The 17,874-nt window shown below is 71.3% G+C and carries 23 protein-coding genes; 12 read left to right on the forward strand and 11 right to left on the reverse strand.

Annotated features, from left to right (window positions below):
- Window positions 1-61: 61 nt before the first annotated feature.
- Together OG390_RS46980 and OG390_RS46985 are read left to right on the forward strand one after the other, a co-directional pair.
- Window positions 62-799 carry a hypothetical protein gene (locus tag OG390_RS46980; protein ID WP_406176642.1) on the forward strand — a complete coding sequence of 246 codons (738 nt, stop codon included), beginning with the start codon at window positions 62-64 and terminating at the stop codon, window positions 797-799.
- Complete coding sequence (locus tag OG390_RS46985) at window positions 796-1,404, forward strand: hemerythrin domain-containing protein (protein ID WP_406176644.1); 609 nt, start codon at window positions 796-798, stop codon at window positions 1,402-1,404. The genes OG390_RS46980 and OG390_RS46985 overlap by 4 nt, the downstream gene beginning before the upstream one ends.
- Before the next feature lie 32 nt (window positions 1,405-1,436).
- Here the strand turns inward: OG390_RS46985 and OG390_RS46990 are convergent, their stop codons facing one another.
- Together OG390_RS46990 and OG390_RS46995 are read right to left on the reverse strand one after the other, a co-directional pair.
- Window positions 1,437-1,895, reverse strand: coding sequence for an SRPBCC family protein (locus OG390_RS46990; protein WP_406176646.1), 459 nt, complete (start codon window positions 1,893-1,895; stop codon window positions 1,437-1,439).
- Window positions 1,892-2,203 carry a helix-turn-helix transcriptional regulator gene (locus tag OG390_RS46995; RefSeq protein ID WP_099919073.1) on the reverse strand — a complete coding sequence of 104 codons (312 nt, stop codon included), beginning with the start codon at window positions 2,201-2,203 and terminating at the stop codon, window positions 1,892-1,894. The genes OG390_RS46990 and OG390_RS46995 overlap by 4 nt, the downstream gene beginning before the upstream one ends.
- Window positions 2,204-2,329: 126 nt before the next feature.
- Between OG390_RS46995 and OG390_RS47000 the strand changes: the two genes are divergently transcribed.
- From OG390_RS47000 to OG390_RS47010, 3 genes are all read left to right on the forward strand, one after another.
- Window positions 2,330-2,746 (forward strand): SRPBCC domain-containing protein, encoded by a 417-nt coding sequence (locus tag OG390_RS47000; protein WP_406176648.1) that lies wholly within the window; start codon window positions 2,330-2,332, stop codon window positions 2,744-2,746.
- A 77-nt stretch (window positions 2,747-2,823) separates the two neighbouring features.
- Complete coding sequence (locus OG390_RS47005) at window positions 2,824-3,396, forward strand: TIGR03086 family metal-binding protein (RefSeq protein WP_406176649.1); 573 nt, start codon at window positions 2,824-2,826, stop codon at window positions 3,394-3,396.
- On the forward strand, window positions 3,396-3,710 hold the full coding sequence (locus tag OG390_RS47010) for a hypothetical protein (protein WP_406176651.1): 315 nt from the start codon (window positions 3,396-3,398) through the stop codon (window positions 3,708-3,710). Before OG390_RS47005 ends, OG390_RS47010 begins: the two co-directional genes overlap by 1 nt.
- Window positions 3,711-3,733: 23 nt before the next feature.
- Here OG390_RS47010 and OG390_RS47015 read toward each other — a convergent pair whose 3' ends face one another.
- Complete coding sequence (locus tag OG390_RS47015; RefSeq protein ID WP_406176653.1) at window positions 3,734-4,213, reverse strand: MarR family winged helix-turn-helix transcriptional regulator; 480 nt, start codon at window positions 4,211-4,213, stop codon at window positions 3,734-3,736.
- Between the two features lie 137 nt (window positions 4,214-4,350).
- Between OG390_RS47015 and OG390_RS47020 the strand changes: the two genes are divergently transcribed.
- The 4 genes from OG390_RS47020 (at window position 4,351) to OG390_RS47035 (ending at window position 8,869) form a co-directional block, all read left to right on the forward strand.
- Window positions 4,351-5,382 (forward strand): zinc-binding dehydrogenase, encoded by a 1,032-nt coding sequence (locus OG390_RS47020; protein ID WP_406176655.1) that lies wholly within the window; start codon window positions 4,351-4,353, stop codon window positions 5,380-5,382.
- A 90-nt stretch (window positions 5,383-5,472) separates the two neighbouring features.
- Window positions 5,473-5,718: a hypothetical protein gene (locus tag OG390_RS47025; protein ID WP_406176657.1), complete on the forward strand. Its 246-nt coding sequence runs from the start codon at window positions 5,473-5,475 to the stop codon at window positions 5,716-5,718.
- Between the two features lie 3 nt (window positions 5,719-5,721).
- Window positions 5,722-6,099, forward strand: a complete 378-nt coding sequence (locus tag OG390_RS47030; protein ID WP_075028158.1) for a toxin Doc — start codon at window positions 5,722-5,724, stop codon at window positions 6,097-6,099.
- 889 nt (window positions 6,100-6,988) lie between these two features.
- Entirely contained in the window at window positions 6,989-8,869 is a 1,881-nt protein-coding gene (locus OG390_RS47035) for an RICIN domain-containing protein (RefSeq protein WP_406176659.1), read from the forward strand.
- A 2-nt stretch (window positions 8,870-8,871) separates the two neighbouring features.
- Here OG390_RS47035 and OG390_RS47040 read toward each other — a convergent pair whose 3' ends face one another.
- Together OG390_RS47040 and OG390_RS47045 are read right to left on the reverse strand one after the other, a co-directional pair.
- The gene (locus OG390_RS47040) at window positions 8,872-9,849 is read right to left on the reverse strand and encodes a 2-hydroxyacid dehydrogenase (RefSeq protein ID WP_406176660.1); all 978 of its coding nucleotides are present in this window, start codon (window positions 9,847-9,849) and stop codon (window positions 8,872-8,874) included.
- Window positions 9,846-11,015, reverse strand: coding sequence for a lactate 2-monooxygenase (locus tag OG390_RS47045; protein WP_406176662.1), 1,170 nt, complete (start codon window positions 11,013-11,015; stop codon window positions 9,846-9,848). Before OG390_RS47045 ends, OG390_RS47040 begins: the two co-directional genes overlap by 4 nt.
- A gap of 113 nt (window positions 11,016-11,128) precedes the next feature.
- Here OG390_RS47045 and OG390_RS47050 point away from each other — a divergent pair, with 113 nt between their 5' ends.
- Complete coding sequence (locus tag OG390_RS47050) at window positions 11,129-12,319, forward strand: PucR family transcriptional regulator (RefSeq protein ID WP_406176664.1); 1,191 nt, start codon at window positions 11,129-11,131, stop codon at window positions 12,317-12,319.
- Window positions 12,320-12,373: 54 nt separating this feature from the next.
- Here OG390_RS47050 and OG390_RS47055 read toward each other — a convergent pair whose 3' ends face one another.
- A complete protein-coding gene (locus OG390_RS47055; protein WP_406176666.1) occupies window positions 12,374-12,799 on the reverse strand; it encodes a PPOX class F420-dependent oxidoreductase in 426 nt (141 codons plus the stop codon).
- 132 nt (window positions 12,800-12,931) lie between these two features.
- Window positions 12,932-13,060 carry a hypothetical protein gene (locus OG390_RS47060; RefSeq protein ID WP_406176667.1) on the reverse strand — a complete coding sequence of 43 codons (129 nt, stop codon included), beginning with the start codon at window positions 13,058-13,060 and terminating at the stop codon, window positions 12,932-12,934.
- Between the two features lie 125 nt (window positions 13,061-13,185).
- Between OG390_RS47060 and OG390_RS47065 the strand changes: the two genes are divergently transcribed.
- Window positions 13,186-13,536, forward strand: a complete 351-nt coding sequence (locus OG390_RS47065; protein WP_406176669.1) for a hypothetical protein — start codon at window positions 13,186-13,188, stop codon at window positions 13,534-13,536.
- A gap of 336 nt (window positions 13,537-13,872) precedes the next feature.
- Window positions 13,873-15,501, forward strand: a complete 1,629-nt coding sequence (locus tag OG390_RS47070; RefSeq protein ID WP_406178288.1) for an IS200/IS605 family accessory protein TnpB-related protein — start codon at window positions 13,873-13,875, stop codon at window positions 15,499-15,501.
- Here the strand turns inward: OG390_RS47070 and OG390_RS47075 are convergent.
- From OG390_RS47075 to OG390_RS47090, 4 genes are all read right to left on the reverse strand, one after another.
- Window positions 15,498-15,905, reverse strand: a complete 408-nt coding sequence (locus tag OG390_RS47075; RefSeq protein ID WP_406176671.1) for a hypothetical protein — start codon at window positions 15,903-15,905, stop codon at window positions 15,498-15,500. The genes OG390_RS47070 and OG390_RS47075 overlap by 4 nt on opposite strands.
- Entirely contained in the window at window positions 15,902-16,198 is a 297-nt protein-coding gene (locus OG390_RS47080; protein WP_406176673.1) for a metal-binding protein, read from the reverse strand. The genes OG390_RS47075 and OG390_RS47080 overlap by 4 nt, the downstream gene beginning before the upstream one ends.
- Window positions 16,195-16,926 (reverse strand): 2OG-Fe(II) oxygenase, encoded by a 732-nt coding sequence (locus OG390_RS47085; RefSeq protein WP_406176675.1) that lies wholly within the window; start codon window positions 16,924-16,926, stop codon window positions 16,195-16,197. Before OG390_RS47085 ends, OG390_RS47080 begins: the two co-directional genes overlap by 4 nt.
- A 73-nt stretch (window positions 16,927-16,999) precedes the next feature.
- Window positions 17,000-17,506 carry a methylated-DNA--[protein]-cysteine S-methyltransferase gene (locus OG390_RS47090; protein WP_406176677.1) on the reverse strand — a complete coding sequence of 169 codons (507 nt, stop codon included), beginning with the start codon at window positions 17,504-17,506 and terminating at the stop codon, window positions 17,000-17,002.
- Between the last annotated feature and the right edge of the window lie 368 nt (window positions 17,507-17,874).

Genomic DNA, 17,874 nt, shown 5'->3' on the forward strand with positions numbered 1-17,874 from the left:
CTCTTGAACGCGAGTCCGATGTTTCGGCACGAGGAGACACACATCGTGTTCAAGAGATGGCATGGCAACCCATGCGGTGCAGGGTCTCGGGGCGGCGCTGCTCATGCCGCACACCCTGCCGGTCACCGCCGAGGTGTTCCCGGTCGACCGGCGGGGCGCCGCGATGGGCATGTGGGGCGCAGTCGCGACCGGCCTGCTCGCCCGGGCGGTCGCGCTGATCTGGATCGTGGCCGCGGCCGATGTCGGTTCGGGCCGGACGGCGGTCGCCTTCCCGCTCTTCCTGGCCGGACTGGGCGCCGGCTGCACCTTCGCCCCGATGGCCACGGAGGTCATGCGCAACCCAGCGGCCCGCCTGGCAGGTGCCGCCTCGGGCGTCAACAACGCGCTGCGGCAGGTCGGTTCGGTGCTCGCGGGCGCCGTCGTCGGCGCCGTGCTCCAGGCCCAGCTCGCGAACGCGCTCCCCGATCAGGCGCGGCAGCGCGCCGGACAGCTGCCCGTCGCCTACCGTGACGGCTTCGTCGCCGCCTTCTCCAAGGCCGAGTCCGACGTGAACGCCCGGCAGTCGGCCGGTGCCGCGTCCGGACTGCCGCACGACGTCGCCGACCGCATGCGGGAGCCCGGCGGCCAGGTCTTCGGCCGCGGCTTCGTGGACGCGATGGGACCCGCGATCCTCGTCTCCGCCTTCGTCGTGCTGACCGGCGTGCTCGCCTGCCTCGCCCTGCGCCGACACCGCGGCCACTCCGCCAACCCGCACGCACTGCCCGTGTATGAGCCCGAACTGGAGGAAGTCACCTCATGAGTATCGACCTCACCGTCATGTATGCCGCCCACGACGCGTTCCGGCGCGACCTGGACCGCCTCGGCAAGGCTGTCGCCGACGGCACCGCCTTCACCCCCCAAGTCCGCGCCGGCTGGGACAACTTCACGCACCAGCTGCACATCCACCACACCGCCGAGGACAGCGAGCTGTGGCCCCGGGTGCAGCGCAAGGCCGAGGGTCGCCCCCGGGACATCGCCCTCCTCACGGAGATGGAGGCGGAGCACGCCCGCCTCGACCCGCAGCTCACCGCCGTGGACGCGGCCCTCAGGAACCGGTCGGCCGAACTCGCCGAACTGGTCCACGCGTTGGCCACGACCCTCGACGACCACCTCGCGCACGAGGAGGCGAGCGCCCTGCCGCTCATCCAGGAGGTGCTGACGCCCGCGGACTGGGGCGCCTTCACCGGACGTATGCGCGAGACGCAGGGCATGCGCGGGGCCGCCGTCTTCGTACCGTGGATCGTCGACGGCATCCCGCCCGCCGACCGCTCCGCGTTCCTCGGTGCGCTGCCCCCGCCCGTCCGCGTACTCAACCGCCTGTTCTGGGAGGCGGGTTACCGCAGGCGCGGGCTGTGGGGGACCTGACCGGACGGTCGGCGGCCCCGGTGCGCGGGTGCTCAGGCGGGCTTCGGCTCCATCCAGCTGTCCGGGCCGGGGTCGCCACCGGGCGCCCGTACGGCGAGCCGGTCGAGGTAGTGGTCCCAGCCCTCCTGGTGCGGCTCGCGGGCCGGCTCGGGCAGACCGGAGTGGGTGAGCGTGAGCAGGGTGCCGTCCGGCTCGGGGGCGAAGGTGACCTCGACCCGGCTGCTGCCGGGCGGCACCGGGTCGCCCTCGTTCTCCCAGCCCCAGGTGAAGACGATCCGGGTGTACGGCTCCACCTCCTCGAAGCGTCCGGAGGCCGTGGCGTCACCGACGACCCGCATCCGGTACGCGCCGCCGGGCGTCGGATCGAACACGCCCTCGACGCCCTGCCAGGACAGCCATCGCTCGGTGTCGGTGAAGAAGGAGAACACGGTCTCCGGGCGGGCCTTGATGTGCCGCTGTACGACGACGGAGCCGTCGGGGGTGATGGTCACTTCTGCTCCTCCTCCCGCTCGGCCTGTTCGGCGAGCGCGGCCAGGGCGTCCAGGGAGTCGCCCCACATGGACTCCAGGTAGGCGGCCAGCGGTCCCATCCCAGCACGGTCCGCGCGGTAGTACCGCTTGGTGCCGTCCTTTCGGACGACGACCAGGCCCGCCTCGCGGAGCACCTTCAGATGCTGGGAGACCGCGCCGAAGGTGACGTCGAAGCGCTCGGCGATCTCTCCGGCCGACAGCTCCTCGTGCCACACGAGCTGCAGAATGGCCCGCCGCCGCGGCTCACTGATCGCCTTCACCTGATCCACGCTGCTTACTTTAGTCACGGCTTTAACTTGCGCTGCCCCGGTTCTTATTTTAGTGTCGGCTAAAGAATGAGGTTCGGGCAATACCGGACACTCGCGACAGACCTGATGATCCCGAGAGGACACCCGATGCCCGACATCGCGATGCAGCTGACCATCGAGGCCGAGGCGGACACCGTTCGCGCAGCCATCACCACCGAGGCCGGCGTACGTGGCTGGTTCACGGCGGACGCCGAGATAGGGGAGGGTGTCGGCGCTGAGCACGCGCTGAGCTTCCCCGGTGTGCCGGAGTCCTGGCGGCTGCGGATCACCGAGTCCGGCGACCGGCGCCTGGTGCTGGCGGGGGAGAACGGCCCGTGGGCCGGCACCACACAGACCTACGAGATCCTCGACGTCCCGGAGGGCGGGGTCCTGCTGCGCTTCACGCACGTCGGATTCCCGGCCCAGGACGACGCCTATCGCAACTTCACCTACGGCTGGGCCACCAAGTTCACGGCGCTCAAGTCGTACGCGGAGACGGGCAAGGCCGATCCCTTTTTCGGCTGAGCCGGGTCCGTCTTTGTGAGCCGTCCCTTTCCGTCCTTCCGAGACGGTCCGAGCCCTTCCGAAAAGGAGCACCCCCGATGAACGCCACTCCCGTACAACTCGCCGACCAGCTGGCCCGCGCCGCCCGCAACCTGCAGGCGTACACCGAGCAGCCCGCCCTCACCGGCAAGCGTGAACTCCCCACGCCCTGCGCCGACTTCGACGTCCACCGGCTCAGCGAGCACCTGCTCGGCGCGCTCGTCATGGGCGGATACGCCGCCGCGAAGGAGCCGCTGCCCGCCGACGCCCCGATGACACTGACCGAGGCGCCGTGGGTGGCCTTCCCGCCGCTCGTAGACCGGCTCGCCGCCGCGTGGGCCGAGCCCGGCGCCTGGGAAGGCGAAACGCCCTTCGCGTCGAGCACCTACCCCGCGCCCTTCGCCGGGATGATCACCATCATGGAGCTGACCGTGCACGGCTGGGACCTGGCCACCGCCACCGGTCAGTCGTTCAGGGCCGACGACGACGTGGTCGCCACCGCGACGGCCGCGGCCCGACAGATCCCCGAAGACGCCCGCGCCAACGGAGCCTTCGGGCCGGAGGTCGATCCCGCCGTCGACGCCACCCCGCTGGAGCGGCTGCTCGCCCTCACTGGACGGAAGGTCGCCTGATGGCGGACGCCGACCAACTGTTCGCGCGTCTCGCCGAGGACCTCGCACCCCGCGGGGCGAAGCTCTCCAAGATGTTCGGGATGCCCTGCCTCAAGGACCCGAACGGCAAGGCGTTCGTCAGCCTCCACGAGGGTGCACTGGTCGTCCGCCTGTACCGCGACACCCCCGAGCACGCCGAGGCCCTCGCCCTCGCCGGGGCGCACCTCTTCGACCCCATGGGCGGTCGCCCGATGAAGGACTGGGTCTGCGTGCCGCTCGCCGCGTCGGCGCAGTGGCTGCCCCTGACGGAGGCGGCGCGCGCCCAGCCGCGCTGAGCCCGGGCGCGGCGCCGCGCCCGCTACGGGGCTTCGGTCGGGGCTGCGGCGCGCCCCGCACGCAGGGCCACCGCCTCGCCCGCGCTCTGGCCCGCCACCAAGGCGCGCAGGAACGCAAGCACCGCGTCGACGTCGTGACCCTCCGCCGCGGCCCCGATGTGAGCGTGCAGTTCGGCCTCGACCGAGGCCACCGCGCGGGCCGTCTCATGGCCCGCGGGGGTGAGCGTCAGCTCCACATGACGCCGGTCGTGGCTGCCTTCCTCGCGGCGTACGAGTCCCGCGGTCACCAGACGGTCCACCAGGCGGCTGGGATTGCCGCCGCTCTCGCACACCAGCAGGGCCCCGAGTCCGGACATGCTGAGCGGTTGCCGCTCCGAGAGGAGCCGCAGCACCTCGGCCTGTGCGGGCGTCACACCCAAGGGGCGTAGCCCTTGGGCGAGTTGGCGATTTCCCTCACGCTGCGCGGCCAGGATGAGGAAGCGGACTTCTTCGGCCGGCTCCATCGTGCGGCACTCCCGGGATCAATAGACGACAAGACTACGTTACACGACACCTATCCGCTCGATCGTCTTCACGTGGCCTGGCCGGACAAATATGTGTCGTGTAACTTAATGACACGACACAGGAAGTGGTGAGGTTCATGAGCGAGATCGCGTACCGAAAGATCGTCGTGGAGCGGTTCGGCGGCACCGAGACCATGCGGCCCGTCGAAGCCACCCTGGCGGAGCCGCCGCCGGGGTACGCCCGAGTGAAGGTGCTGGCCTCCGGAGTGGGCTTCACCGACCTGATGGCACGCTCGGGCGACTATCTGCTGCAGCGCAAGGTGCCCTTCACGCCCGGCTACGAACTCGTCGGCGAGATCGTGGACTTCACGCCCGACGGAACCCGGCCGGCCTGGCTCCAGGAGGGTGCGCGCGTCGCCGTCTGCCTGACGAAGATGGCCGCGTACACCGAGTACATCTCCCTGCCGCTGTGGCAACTCGTCCCACTGCCCGCCGGCCTCGACCCGCTCCTGGCCGCCACGATCCCGCTCGACCACCTGACGGCACTGAGCGTCCTGGAGACTCACGGCCGTGTCGCGGCCGGGGACACGGTACTCATCCAGGGCGCGAGCGGGGGAGTGGGGCAAGCGCTCAGCCGGCTCGGTGCACTGCGCGGACTTCGGATGTACGGCACCGCCTCGGCGCCCGGTGCCGAGGACCTGCTCGCACAGCATGGTGTGACCTTCATCGACTATCGCCGGCAGGACTTCGGGGCCGTCCTGCGCGAGCGCGAACCGGGCGGTGTCCAGGGGGCGTTCGACCACATCGGCGGGGCCGGGCTGGGCAAGGCGTACCGCGTTCTGTCGCCCGGGGGAGTACTGGTCAGCTACGCCTTCTCGGGCCGCCCGGGACGCATGGTCGGCGACACCGTGCGCGGTGCGGCACGTGTGAAGCTGATGAATCTGCGGCCGGGCCGACGCACCGCGCTGAGCATGGTGCCGGCCGAGATCAAGGGCGATCATGCCTGGTACCGGGCAGGTCTGGAGCGCGTGCTGGAGATGGCGGCGCGCGGTGAGATCGCGCCGCGGATCGGCTCCGTACACCCGCTGATGAAGGCCGCCGACGTGCATGCCGCGCTCGAAAGCCGGGAGATCACCGGGAAGGCCGTCCTGGTGACGGACCAGGTGTGACGGGCGCCTCCCGGCCCGGCCGGTACCGCTCTGCATCGCCCTTGACCTGGTGGTATTTACGAGTAAGTACCCGCGCGGTACCGTGAGGGCATGCCAGCTCTCAACGTGGAGTTCAGCGACCGCGAGCTAGAGGACCTGCGGCAGATGGCCAAGGAGCGCGGTACGTCGATGAAAGCCCTGGTGCGGGAGGCGGCCGCGGCCGACATCGTGCGACACCGGGCGCTGCAGGAAGGCGCGGAGGTGTTCCGCCAGTTCTTCACCGCGCACGCCGACGAGTTCGCCGCCGCCTTCCCCGAGGACGAGCCACCCGCCAAGGGTGAGGGGCGGGTCGCCTGACCGATGGCTCCCGTCATCCATATCGACGTGCCCTGGCTGCTCCAGCGCCACGAGGAGGTGCTGCCCGACCAGCCCACGGTCAACGACTTCTCGGCGCTCGTCGCCGCCGTGGCTCGCCACCGTGTCGACCCGCCCCGGCTCGGCGTCGACTCCGACCCGGCCTGGCGCGCCGCCGCGCTCCTGCACACTCTGGCCCTGCTGAAGCCGTTGCCGGCTGCCAACGCCCGCTTCGCCTGCTCGGCGGCGGTCGCGTACATGTTCGTCAGTGGCGTGGGCATCGACCCGCCGTACGGCGCCCTCGTCGATCTCGCCCGCGACCTGATCTCCGGCAAGACGGACGTCTACGGCGCGGCCGACCGACTGCGGTCCTGGCAGATCTGACAGAGCGTCCCATCTCCTGCACGGGGGCGTTGTCACCGCTCTCGAAGCCGCCGTCGGACACGCGGCGGCAGCCTTCGGGACGAGGAGGAGCGAGGGGGACCTCATCGTCCGCACAGTCCGATCGGCCTGAATGCACGGCCCTCCGGGTCGGCGTGAGAATTCCTGGCGCAGGCGGCCGTGGTGCTCTACCGCAGCCGCCGTACCTCCGGCCCATGCCCGCTGTCCGTGAGACGCCGACCGGCGTCCTGCGTTCTGGCGAGCTTTGCCCACGGCGGGCCGATGGACAGCGCCACGGGCGACGCCATCTTTGCGGGGCCCCATTGCGGTAATGCCGTCCAGTCTCGGGGGTGTTCGGCCCCGAGTCCGGCAGCGGGCCCCGCCCTCGGGGCCGCCGACCGAGGGCGGGAGGATCGGGGCCGGCGGCCGGTTTCGCGCGGGAGAGCCGCCGTCCTGCGCGGGGCCTCCGAGAAGGGCCGGTTCCAGTGGACTACGGAGCTCCGTGTGCCGGGAGCGTGCGCGGGCCGCCGGCGTGTGCGCGCGGTTCACACGGGGCGCATGGAATTTCGAAAGCCGGTGCGAGCGACGCGAGTTGCCTCGGGATCTGACTTTCTTTCAATGATGCGTATGTTGCTCAAGTGCCTTGTTGGTCATGAGCGTGTTGTGCGAGGGTGAACGTGCTGCGCAAGGTCAATGGCCGGGTCCGAATCGCCGTTCGTTATTCCGGGACTGTCGTCGAGCTCATAAGGCTCTTGACCGACGGTCTCCGTACGGCCTTCGCCCCCGACCGTTTTCCCTGCGCCCCGTCAAAAAGGTATGCACCAATCAGGGCGCCTTTTCGGCGGACAAGAACTTCTGTGTGCCACCTTGCACCTTGGAAGGAACCCGCTCCGTGCGCACCCCCCACCCCCCTCGTCCCCCTTATCCGCCCAGTGGCGTTCCCGGCGAATCCGACGAGAGTCTCGCCGCCCTGCTGAGAGGCCGGCCGGAGAGCGATGTCGCCCATCCCGTCGCCCTGTTGATGGCCCGGCACTGGCAGCCGACGTACGACTACGCCGTCATCTGCCTCGCTTCTTCGGCAAACGTCGCCTCCATGGTGACCGCGACCTCCTTCCATCGGGAGCTCGATCGTCTCGTGCAAGGCGACTCCGGTCTCGCGCTCCGGCCACAACTCCTCGTCACGGTCAGAGACACCGTGAAGGGGTGGTCCGCGGACGATCGGATATCCGGTGTTGTGCCGGACTTGAGGAAACCCGCCGGAGGCCGCGGTATGCGCGCGGCGAAGTCCATGACGGCCGAAAATCGGAAGCTCGCCGAGCGCGCTTTCCACGCTCTCCCGGCACTGGCCCGGTGCCTGCTCTGGCACACCGAGGTCGAGGCGGAGCCCATATCCGTACCAGCCGGTCTGTCAGGCATGGATACCGACATAGCGTCGGCGGCTCTGGAGCAGGCCAGGGAGCAATTTCGGGAGGGCTGTGTACGCGCCCACCAGGAACTCGCGCCGAGCAAGGAATGCGGCTTCTACAACCGGTTGCTGGACGTACCGATTCGTCGGGGCGGCGCCTTGCTGCCCGATGTGCAAGACCATCTGATGGAGTGCCCGTACTGTCGTTACGCGGCCGAGCAACTCAGTCATTTCGAGGGCGGGTTGGGTGTACTGCTCGCTGAGGCGGTACTCGGCTGGGGCGCACGGCGGTATCTCGACTCCCGTCCGGGGCGCGCGGGGCAAGCGGTGCGCCCCCGGGGTGGGTCCCCCTTCGGCGGCAGGCGGCGGGGAAGCGGCGGCGGTCCCGGCAGCGGCGGCCGTCCGGGAAGCGGTGGACGCCATCGCCTGCTGTCCCAGATCCCGGCTCCGCGGCGCAGCGCGGCCCAGCCGGGGCAGCGGCCACCGAAGGCCCTGCTCACCGGTGCGGGCCTGTCGGCAGCCCTGCTCGTGACCGTCCTCGCCGCCAGCCTGTGGTCGCACGACGACGGCGGCGCCGACCCCACGGCGTCCACCGGAGCGAGCAGCAGCCGCACCCTGTCACCCACCCCCGGCTCCCAGGCCCCGCCGCCCGTGTCCTCGCCGCCCACCTCTGCCGGACTCCCGACGACCACCGAGCGGACCCGGTTGCGCAACCTTGCCGCCGACCTGTGCCTCGACATCCGGGGCGGTACGGCGAAGACCGGCGCCGAGACCAGGCTGGCGGTGTGCTCGTCCGCCTGGACCCAGCAGTGGTCGTACGAGGGAGACGGTCTGCTGCGCAGCCTCGCCAACCCGGGGCTGTGCCTCGACTCGCACGCTGACAACGGTGTCGTCTTCCTGGACCGCTGTGTCGCCAAGGGCGCGGCCCGGGGCGACGACGAGCGCTATGACCTCACCGTGCGGGGCGAGTTGCTGCCCCGGTGGAACGACGGACTCGCGGTCGCGCCCGCGTCCACCGACCCCGACGCCGACATTGTCGTGAAGGTGCGCGACGGCTCCGATGTGCAGCGGTGGCGGACCGACGCGGCCTCGGCCGGTCCCGAGTCGCTGTCGATCGCGGGCACGACCAGCCCCTCGACCCAGCCCGCCGGCGATCCGCCGTCGGCCGACACCACGCCTGAGACACCCAAGGAGCCGCGGGGCGAGCAGCCGACGGGCGTGCCCGCCGAACCGGATGCCACCCCGTCGGAGACCTACCAGGAGCCGCGCGCCGTGGCCGTCAGTGACGACGACGGCGACGCGAGTCCGGCGCCCGCGTTGCCGCTGCCCCTGCGACTCCCCGACATCACCACGGGAGTCGGACTGTGACGCTATGAGACGACATCGCGTGGCGGCTTGCCGGCCACGAAGTCGGCGGCGTTCTGGACGGCCGCCAGCGCGATCCGGACGAGCGTCTCGCGCGTCACGCCCGCTACATGCGGTGAGAGGACCACGTTCGGGGCCTTGAGCAACCGCAGGGCCTCGGTGGGCGGTTCGGGGTCGAAGACGTCGATTCCCGCTCCGGCCAGGGCGCCCGCTTCCAACGCGTCCGCGAGGGCGTCCTGGTCGATCAGGGCGCCCCGCGCGGTGTTGACGACGAACGCGGTCGGCTTGAGGAGCGCGAGCCGCTCGGCGTTCAGCAGATGCCGGGTGTCATCGGTGAGCGGCGCGTGCAGCGTGATGTAGTCCGACGTGCGCAGCAGTTCGTCGAGCTCGACATGGCGGGCACCGCCGAGTCGGGCCTCCGTCTGCGCGTGGACGGGCTGTGGCCCGGCGTACACGATGCTCATGTCGAACGCGAGCGCGCGGCGGGCGACTTCCTCGCCGATGTGCCCGAGTCCGACGATGCCGAGGGTCTTTCCGGACAGTTCCGTGATGGACTGCTGCAGCCGTGGCAGCGCCCAGTCGGCGCCGACGAGCGCGGTGTGCGCCGGGACGAGCTGCTTGGCGAGGGCCAGCATCAGCGCGAAGGTCTGCTCGGCGACGTTCTGCTTCTCGGCGCCACTGGAGCCGATGTTGCAGACGGGCACGCCCTTGGCGCGCGCCGCGTCCAGGTCGACGTAGTCGAAGCCGTGGCTGGCGCACTGGACGAGTTCCAAGTCCGGTGCGGCGGCGATGTGTTCGGCGGTCACCGGGCCGAGTCCGGTGATGATGATGTGCGCGGCGCGCAGCGCGGCGGGGTCCTCGTCGGTCGCCTCCACGACGGTGACGCGGGCCTCCCCGGGGAAGACGGTGGCGAGCGCCGCGCCCGCCGTGCGGCCCCCGACGTGCGGCGAGACGACGGCCAGGACGTTCTTCGTGTCGGTCATGCGGTTTCCTCGATCAGGTCGTCGGGGCCGATGGTGGCGGGGCGGGCATGCCCCGACAGGGCGAGCGTGAGATCGAACTCGGCGAGCAGACAGCGGACGACGTGCTCGACGCCCGCCTGCCCGTCGAGGCCGAGCCCATAGGCGTAGGGGCGTCCGACGAGCACGGCCTCGGCGCCGAGTGCGAGCGCCTTGAAGATGTCGTCGCCCGTACGGATCCCGCTGTCGAAGAGGACGGTCAACCGGTCGCCCGCCGCCTCGACCACGCGGGGCAGCGCGTCGGCGGCCGCGACCGAGCCCGCCACCTGTCGGCCACCGTGGTTGGAGACGACCACGCCGTCCATTCCGGCGCTCGCGGCACGGCGGGCGTCGTCGGGGTGCAGGATCCCCTTGAGGACGATCGGCCCGTCCCAGTTCTCCCGCAGGAACGCCAGGTCGGGCCAGGTCTTGCCGGGGTCCGCGAACATGCCGACGAAGTGCATCACCGCCGCGTTCGGGTCCTCGTGCACCGGATTGGCGAGGCCCGCCTGGAACGCCGGGTCGGAGAAGTAGTTGGCGGTGCCGACGCCGTGCAGGAACGGCAGATAGGCCTGGTCGAGATCGCGCGGGCGCCAGGCCAGCAGGGGAGTGTCGAGGGTGACGAGCAGCGCCGTGAACCCGGCCGCCTTCGCCCGGTTCAGGAAGCTCCGGGTGACCTCGCGGTCCTTCGCCCAGTACAGCTGGAACCAGCGCTCCGCGTCACCCATCGCCTCGGCGACCTGCTCCATGGGGGTGCTGGAGGCCGAGGACAGGATGTACGGGACACCCTGCGCCGCGGCGGCCCGCGCGGCGGCGGACTCCGCGTCCGGGTGCATGATCGACAGCACGCCCACCGGCGCGAGCGCCAGCGGCGCGGGCAGCGGACGCCCCAACACCTCGACGGACAGGTCGCGTTCGTGCACATCGCGCAGCATGCGGGGCACGATCCGGCGCCGGTCGAGGGCGGCCCTGTTGGCACGGGCGGTGCTGCCGTTGCCCGCGCTGCCCGCCACATAGCCGACCGGACCGGGCCCGAGCCGCTGCTCGGTGAGCTCCTCCAGCCGGGTCAGATCGGTGGGCAGCCGCGGTACGGCACCCGTCATTCCGTTCAGATAGATCTCGTACTGGAAGTCGGCCCAATGCTTCGCCATCCGTACGTCCCGCCTCTCGTCCCTGAGACTGCGCTGTACGACGTCGATCCTGGCCACTGTGACAAGGCCCGTCCACTGTGGTGCGCACATCGCGCGGCTGGGATCATCACCCTGTGACAAGCAAGCCCGCAGAAGTCCCCGCAGGAGCCAGGGAGCGCATCCGGCAGGAGCTGGTCGCCGATCCGGGTGTCGTGGAGGCGATCGTCGCCGCGGTGCATACACAGGTCCCGGTGTACGCGGCGCTGGACGACAGCCGGCTGCCGGAGGTACGGGCCATCGCGGCCTGGGGGCTGGAGCGGCTGCTGCATCTCTGGGCGACCGACGGCACGCTGGAACCGGCCGACCTCAGACGGTTCCGGGGCATCGCCGCGGCCCGCGCGGCCGACGGGCGCCCCGTGCAGGCGGTGCTGCGTGCCTACCGGGTGGCCGGGACCGTCCTCACGGACGAGATCGCGGCCCGCGCGCCCCGACTCACCGCCGCGGACGCGTTCGCGCTCGCCCGGATGCTGCTGACCACGCTCGACACACTCTCCGAGGAGATGGCCACGGCATACGCCGCGACCAGCGAAGACCTTACCGGGGACCGCGACCGCGCACTGCGACTGCTGCTCGACGACCTGATCGCCGGGCGGCACGCGTCCGTGGGCGCGCTGACCGACCGGTCGGCCCGGCTCGGCATCCAACTCCCTGATGCCTACTGCCTGTTGGTGGCGGAGCCGATCGGTACGGACCGCCCCGACATGGCGTACGACGCGGCCACGGGACTCCTCGACGCGCTGGCCGTTGCAGGCGGCGAGGTCACCTCATTGGCGACCGTCCGCGGCTCCCGTGCCGTTCTGCTGCTACCGGCCGGAGCGGCCGCCGGGGCGGGCGCGGTCCTGGGCGTGCGCTCCTGGCGGGGCTGCGCGATCACCGGCGAGAGCCTGGACCGGGTGGCCGTCGCCCACCGCCTCGCCGCCGACGCCCTCGACACGGCACCCGCCCATGCCCACCGGCCGGGCCACCTCCTCACCGACGCCGACGCGCATGTCCTCGCGCTGCTCGCCGGGCACCCGGCCGCCGCGCCGGACCACATCGCCCGACTGGTCCTCGGCCCGCTCACCGACCCGGGCGGGCAGCACCTCCTGGAGGCGCTCACCGCATACCTCGACACGGGCTCGGCGAGCGCCGCCGCCCGCGAACTGCACCTGCACGCCCAGTCCCTGCGCTACCGCCTGCGCCGCGTCCGCGAACTGACGGGCCGCGATGCCCGCGACCCGTGGCAACGGCTGACGCTGGACATCGCGCGCACGGTCAGGTCCTGAGACCTCGCCGGTGGCGAGGCGCGCGGACAGGAGCTGGTGTCGCCTGCTGGGGCACTAGTCGCCGGACGCGTGGACTGTCCGCCGCGAGGGGTACCATTCCTTGCCCGCCGGGCGGCCCTGCATGTTCCAGCTCCAGGAGACCGTCGGTGTGATGCGCATGTAGAGCCCCGGGCCGACCATGCCCACGCGCTCGACCGGCTCTTCGGCGCGGCCGTAGACCCGTACGCCTCGTGCGATGAACGGGTCGAGGGACACCAGGTCGTCGATGACGAGGGCCACCTCGTGGTGGCCTGCCCGGACGTTGCGGAACTTGCGGGTTCGGGCGACTGCCGAGCCTGTTCCGCCGACCCAGAAGTACGCGCCGTCGTACTCGAAGGCGAGCGGCACCACATCGGGCTGACGGCCGTCGGGAGACAGCGTCGCGACGCGGGCGAGCGGCTGCGATCGCAGGTAGGCGATCTCTTCGTCGGTGAACGACATGACATCCTCCGGACGTTCGAGGAGGGGGGCTTCCACCTTCCATACGAACGGCAACCGCCCGGATCGACACGATCCGACACGCGTGGAGGTGAACCCCGGCGGCCCACGCCGGCTCGCCCTACGGGACCGGCCCTACCTGCTGATCACCGCCCTCGGCGGCATCATGGCCATCCAGTTCAAGGTGCTCACCGTGGCCATCCCGCTCTGGCTGGTCACGGCCACCAACGCACCGCGCTGGCTGGTCTCGGGCACCATGCTCATCAACACGGTCCTTGTCATCGCGGTTCAGGTACGAGTCGGCCGCTCCATCGATTCGCCCGCGGCCGGCGGAGGCGCCTACCGTCGCTCCAGGCCTGGCCTTCCTCGTCTCCTGCTCGCTGATCTCGTTGTCCGCGGGCATACCGACATGGGCCGCCGCGACGCTGCTCATGACCGCGGTGGTCATCCATACGGTCGGCGAACTGTGGCACTCCGCCGCGGGCTTCGAAGTGTCCTTCGCCCTCGCGCCCGAGCACGCCACCGGCCAGTACCTCGGAGTGTTCGGCCTGGGCGCCGGCCTGGCCGAGGCCTTCGGCCCCACCCTGCTCATCTCGCTCTGCATCACCTGGGGCCGCCCCGGTTGGTACGTCGTAGGAGCCCTGTTCGCCCTGACGGGCCTGGCGGCACCGCTCGCCGTCCGCCGGGCGCAACGCCGGCAGCACACGAGGCGGCCGCATCCCGACACGGCGTGGGTCTAGTCCGGTCTAGGGCAGGAACTGGGTGACCCAGTCGCGGTCGATGCGCCAGGTGGTGCCGTCCGGGTTCGCGCCGCGCAGGCCGTGCAGGGTGTGGGCGCCCGCGAGCGCCGGGACGCGGGAGTCGCCGAGGGCGGCGAAGGTGCGCCGGGGGTTGGGAACTGTTGCCGGTTGACCGTGATTGGTGCGTTGGAGTGTGCATGAGTGAGTGGGCGCGGCGGCTGGGGTGCGCGCGGATGCGGCGGAACAGGGATTCTTGCATCGAATGCGTGACCTTTGCGGGAGGTGCTCGTTGGATACGGCGACGGGATCTTCGGTGCCGGGCAGGGGGCGAGGGGGATGGGTGGGCTGCGCGAGGCGGCGGCGCCGTTCGTCGCCCTCGGCCCGTCGGGCGTCGCTGTCCGCGCCCGGCTCAAGCATCTGACACCCGGGGATGAGAGGGTGCTGCGGCTGGTCGGCGACCATCTCGGCACGCTGGCCGGGCGGGACCTCGAGGCCCGGTGCGCCGCCGGGCTGGGCCACGACGCGGACGCGTGGGCGCAGCGCAAGCGGGCCCTGACGGAGGAGTCCTCCTCGCGCTGGGCCGGGTCGATCACGAAGGCCACGCACGACCAGTGGGGGCTGGCCCGGCGTGCCCAGTCGGCGCACGTCCAGGGACTTGAGGCCGGTGTGCGCGCGATCGCCCACCGGTTGTCGCTGCCGGTGGGCGAGCCGGGGACCAAGCGGGCCCCGGGCGGATACCGCACCCGGCAGGAGTGGTTCGCCAAGTCCCGCCGCCTGCATGTACTGGCCGACCGTCTTCAGACCGAGCGGGCCGACCAGAAGGCCGGACGGGTGCGTGTAACGCGGGGTGGCAAGCAGCTGCTGAACACCCGCCACCACCTCGACCGGGCCGGGCTCGCCGAGGACATCTGGCGCCGCCGGTGGGAAGCCGCGCGCCGGTTCCTGCGGGCCGACGGCGAGAGCGGGAAGCGGTTCGGGAACGAGACGATCCGGGTCACCCCGGACGGCGAGGTCAGCATCAAACTCCCCGCCCCGCTCGCCCACTTGGCCAACGCCCGCCATGGCCGGTACGTGCTCGCCTGTCGCGTCGCTTTCCCTCACCGGGGCCAGGAGTGGGCCGATCGCATCGCTGCGAACCGGGCGGTGGCGTACCGCATGCACGAGGACGTCCAGCGGGGCCGCTGGTATCTGACCGCCTCCTGGACCATCCCGCCGGTCCAGACCGTGCCCCTGGCCCAGGCGCGGGCGGGCGGCCTGGTCGGCGTCGACACCAACGCCGACCATCTCGCCGCCTGGCGGCTCGACGTCCATGGCAACCCGGTCGGCCGGCCGCACCGCTTCGACTACGACCTGTCCGGCACCGCCGCCCACCGCGACGCCCAGGTCCGCCACGCTCTGATCCGGCTGCTGCACTTCGCCCAGCGGCACCGCCGGGCCATCGCGGTCGAGGACCTGGACTTCGCCACGGAGAAGACGCGGGAGAAGCACGGGCGCCGCAAGAAGTTCCGCCGGCTCGTCTCCGGCATGCCCGTGGCCCGGCTGCGGGCCCGGCTGGTGTCGATGGCCGCCGAACTCGGCATCCCCGTCGTCGCCGTCGATCCCGCCTACACCAGCAAGTGGGGCGCCCAGCACTGGCAGAAACCCCTCACCAGCAAGATCAGGAAGACCACTCGCCACGACGCGGCAGCGGTGGCGATCGGCAGGCGCGCCCTGGGGCACCCGATCCGGCGACGGACGGCACCGCCCCCGCACGACCGGAGCGATCGTGTGGGGCATCGGACCGTCCAGGCCGAACCGGTGGCCTTGGGGCGTGAGGGAACCCGCCCCCGTATGCCCGGACCACGGACACGATCCGTGTGCGCCGGATACGGAGTGAAAGCGGAGGACCAGTGTGCCCAGCACCGTTCGGGGCACGCGGCTGAGCATGGGTTCTGGCAACAGGACTCACTTCCGCTCAGTCTTTAGGAACGGTCCCAGTCGGTGGAGTGGCGCAGGCGGCGGGCGAGTTGGGCGAAGCCGAGCGGGGCGGCCGCGATCACCCAGGCGTCGGGCGTCTGGGCGGTGAGGCGCCGGGCGGGCCGGAGCCAGGAGGCGGCCCGCTCGGGCCAGTCCACGATCGCGAGAACGTCCTTGCCGGCCGCCTTCCACGCGGTGGCGAACGCCTCGGCGGCCACGCGGGAGGCGGCGTCGCGGCTGTGGCCGATGGTGATCGACCGGATGCGCGAGCGCGGCCGGGGGAGCAGGGCGAGCAGCGCGGTGAGTTCCGCGTCGGTGTGGGCGGGCGGGACGGGCAGGTCGCCGAGTGCCGCCGGTTCGGCGGCACCGATGCGCGGTGAGGCGGACTCGTCCGAGTCGGGGTGGGCGTTCACGAAGTGCTCCTCCGCTTCTTCCGGGTGGTCTTCCACCGCTGGTACTCGGTGGGCAGGCACACCGAGCACGGCCGGTATCCGGCGGCGATCGCGGTGCCTTCGTCGGCGAAGAAGACCCGGTACCGCATGTAGGGGCCGCGGCCCATCGCGCGCAGTGCGGAGGGGCAGTCCAGGCGCCCGTACAACTTTCCGCCCCGGTGTCCGCCGAGCGTGCCCGGCGAGCTGCTTCGGTACGGCTCGTTGTCCGGGCCGCGCAGTGTGTACGTGCGCTGTCCGCTGGTCGGGTCGGTCAATTGGCATCATGGAAGACGAGGCCGAGGGTGTGCCGCCTGCCGGAGCGCACGGTGCTCACCCCGTGCCGCATCGGGCCGATGGACCAGCCGCGCCGGGAGGCGACCGGCCGGTCGCGGGTGGTGAAGATCAGCCCGTGGCCCTGCGGCAGGGTGGTGGACGATCCGCGGGACTGGGCGCGGGGTCGCTGCTCGGTCATGATGAACTCGCCGCCGCTGTAGTCGACTCCGGGTGCGTCGAGGCCGATGACGACCTGGAGCGGGAAGACGGCGTCGCCGAACACATCGCGGTGCAGGGCGTTCCAGTCTCCGGCCCGGTAACGCAGCAGGATCTGCGCGGACTTGGCCTGCCCGGCCTCGTGGCAGAGCGCCAGCCACTCCTGCAGGCTGTCCGGCCAGGGGGACGGCTGAGCGAGTTTGGCGGCCCAGTCGCGGGCGATGGGCAGCAGGTGTGGGTAGAGTGCTTCCCTCAACTCCCTTACATCATCCGGTAGTTCGTGGGTGAAGTAGCGGTACTGTCCGGAGCCGAACCGGTGGCGTGTCATGTCGACGGTGGTGCGGAAGCGCTCCGGCTCGTCGTAGAGGTCTGTCATCGCCGTGCACTCGTCGGGAGTGAGCAGCCGACCGGTGAGGGCGTGGCCGTACTCGTTGACCTCCGCGGTCAGTGCGTCCCAGTCCTGCGAGCCGATCCGCTCGGTGAGCGTGCCCGGAAGTCGGTTGGTGTCGATCATGGTGCCCTCCGGGGAGGTGGAAGCCGCAGGGCCTCTTCGTGATGTTCCTGGCCCGGCGACCGCGGGAGGCCGGTCATAGGGCCTGGCGGACGTTCTCGAGGTCCAGCAGCTGGCGCTTGCGCTCCAGGCCGCCGGCGTATCCCGTCAACGCGCCGCTGCTGCCCAGCACACGGTGGCAGGGACGCACGACGAGCAGCGGGTTCGCGCCGATCGCGGTGCCCACGGCGCGCGAGGACGAGCGCGGGATCCCGGCGCGGTCGGCGACCTGCGCGTAGGCGAGGGTGGTGCCGTGCTCGATGCCCTCCAGGGCCTTCCACACCTGCTGCTGGAAGGGGGTGCCGCTGGTGGTGTACTCGATGTCGAAGCGGGTGAGCTCGCCGTCGAAGTACGAGCCGAGCTGGCGGATGATCTCGGCGAAGGCCTCGCTGTCCTCGCGCCAACCGTCCTGGACGGTGACGCCGCCCTTCTGGCCGGGCACCGAGAGCGACCTGAGCGCGGTGCCGCCTGTCGCTGTGTCCGACTCCTCACCCACCAGCAGAAGTTCACCCAGCGGGCTGTCGAGCATCGCGTAGACAGTCATCGTTCCTCCCTTTTCTGACGATTCACCTTCCTGTATGAGTCTGCCGCTCTCGTGGCCTCGTGGCTGGCGGTATTCGGACGCCGCGCTGGGTGGGCGGTTGCGGAGACCGGAGCGCTGATCGCGGGCCCCGCGATCGCCGCAGGGGCTGCAAACGGCGGTGTACGTCGGCGACCGTCCGGTCGATCGCGTGCCGCAGACCCGCCAGGAATCCACGAGTCAGCGGATGGTCGCCCGCCGCGGTCCGCATCGTCGCCAGGATCGTACGACGGTGACTCACGGCCGTTCGTCGCAGCGCGAGTTCGGGAGCGCGGTCGAACCACAGGAAGTCGGGCAGGAACGCCACGGCGTGCCCCCTCGCGCAGAACCTC

The sequence above is a fragment of the Streptomyces sp. NBC_00996 genome, from assembly GCF_045162675.1.
Classification (GTDB): domain Bacteria; phylum Actinomycetota; class Actinomycetes; order Streptomycetales; family Streptomycetaceae; genus Streptomyces.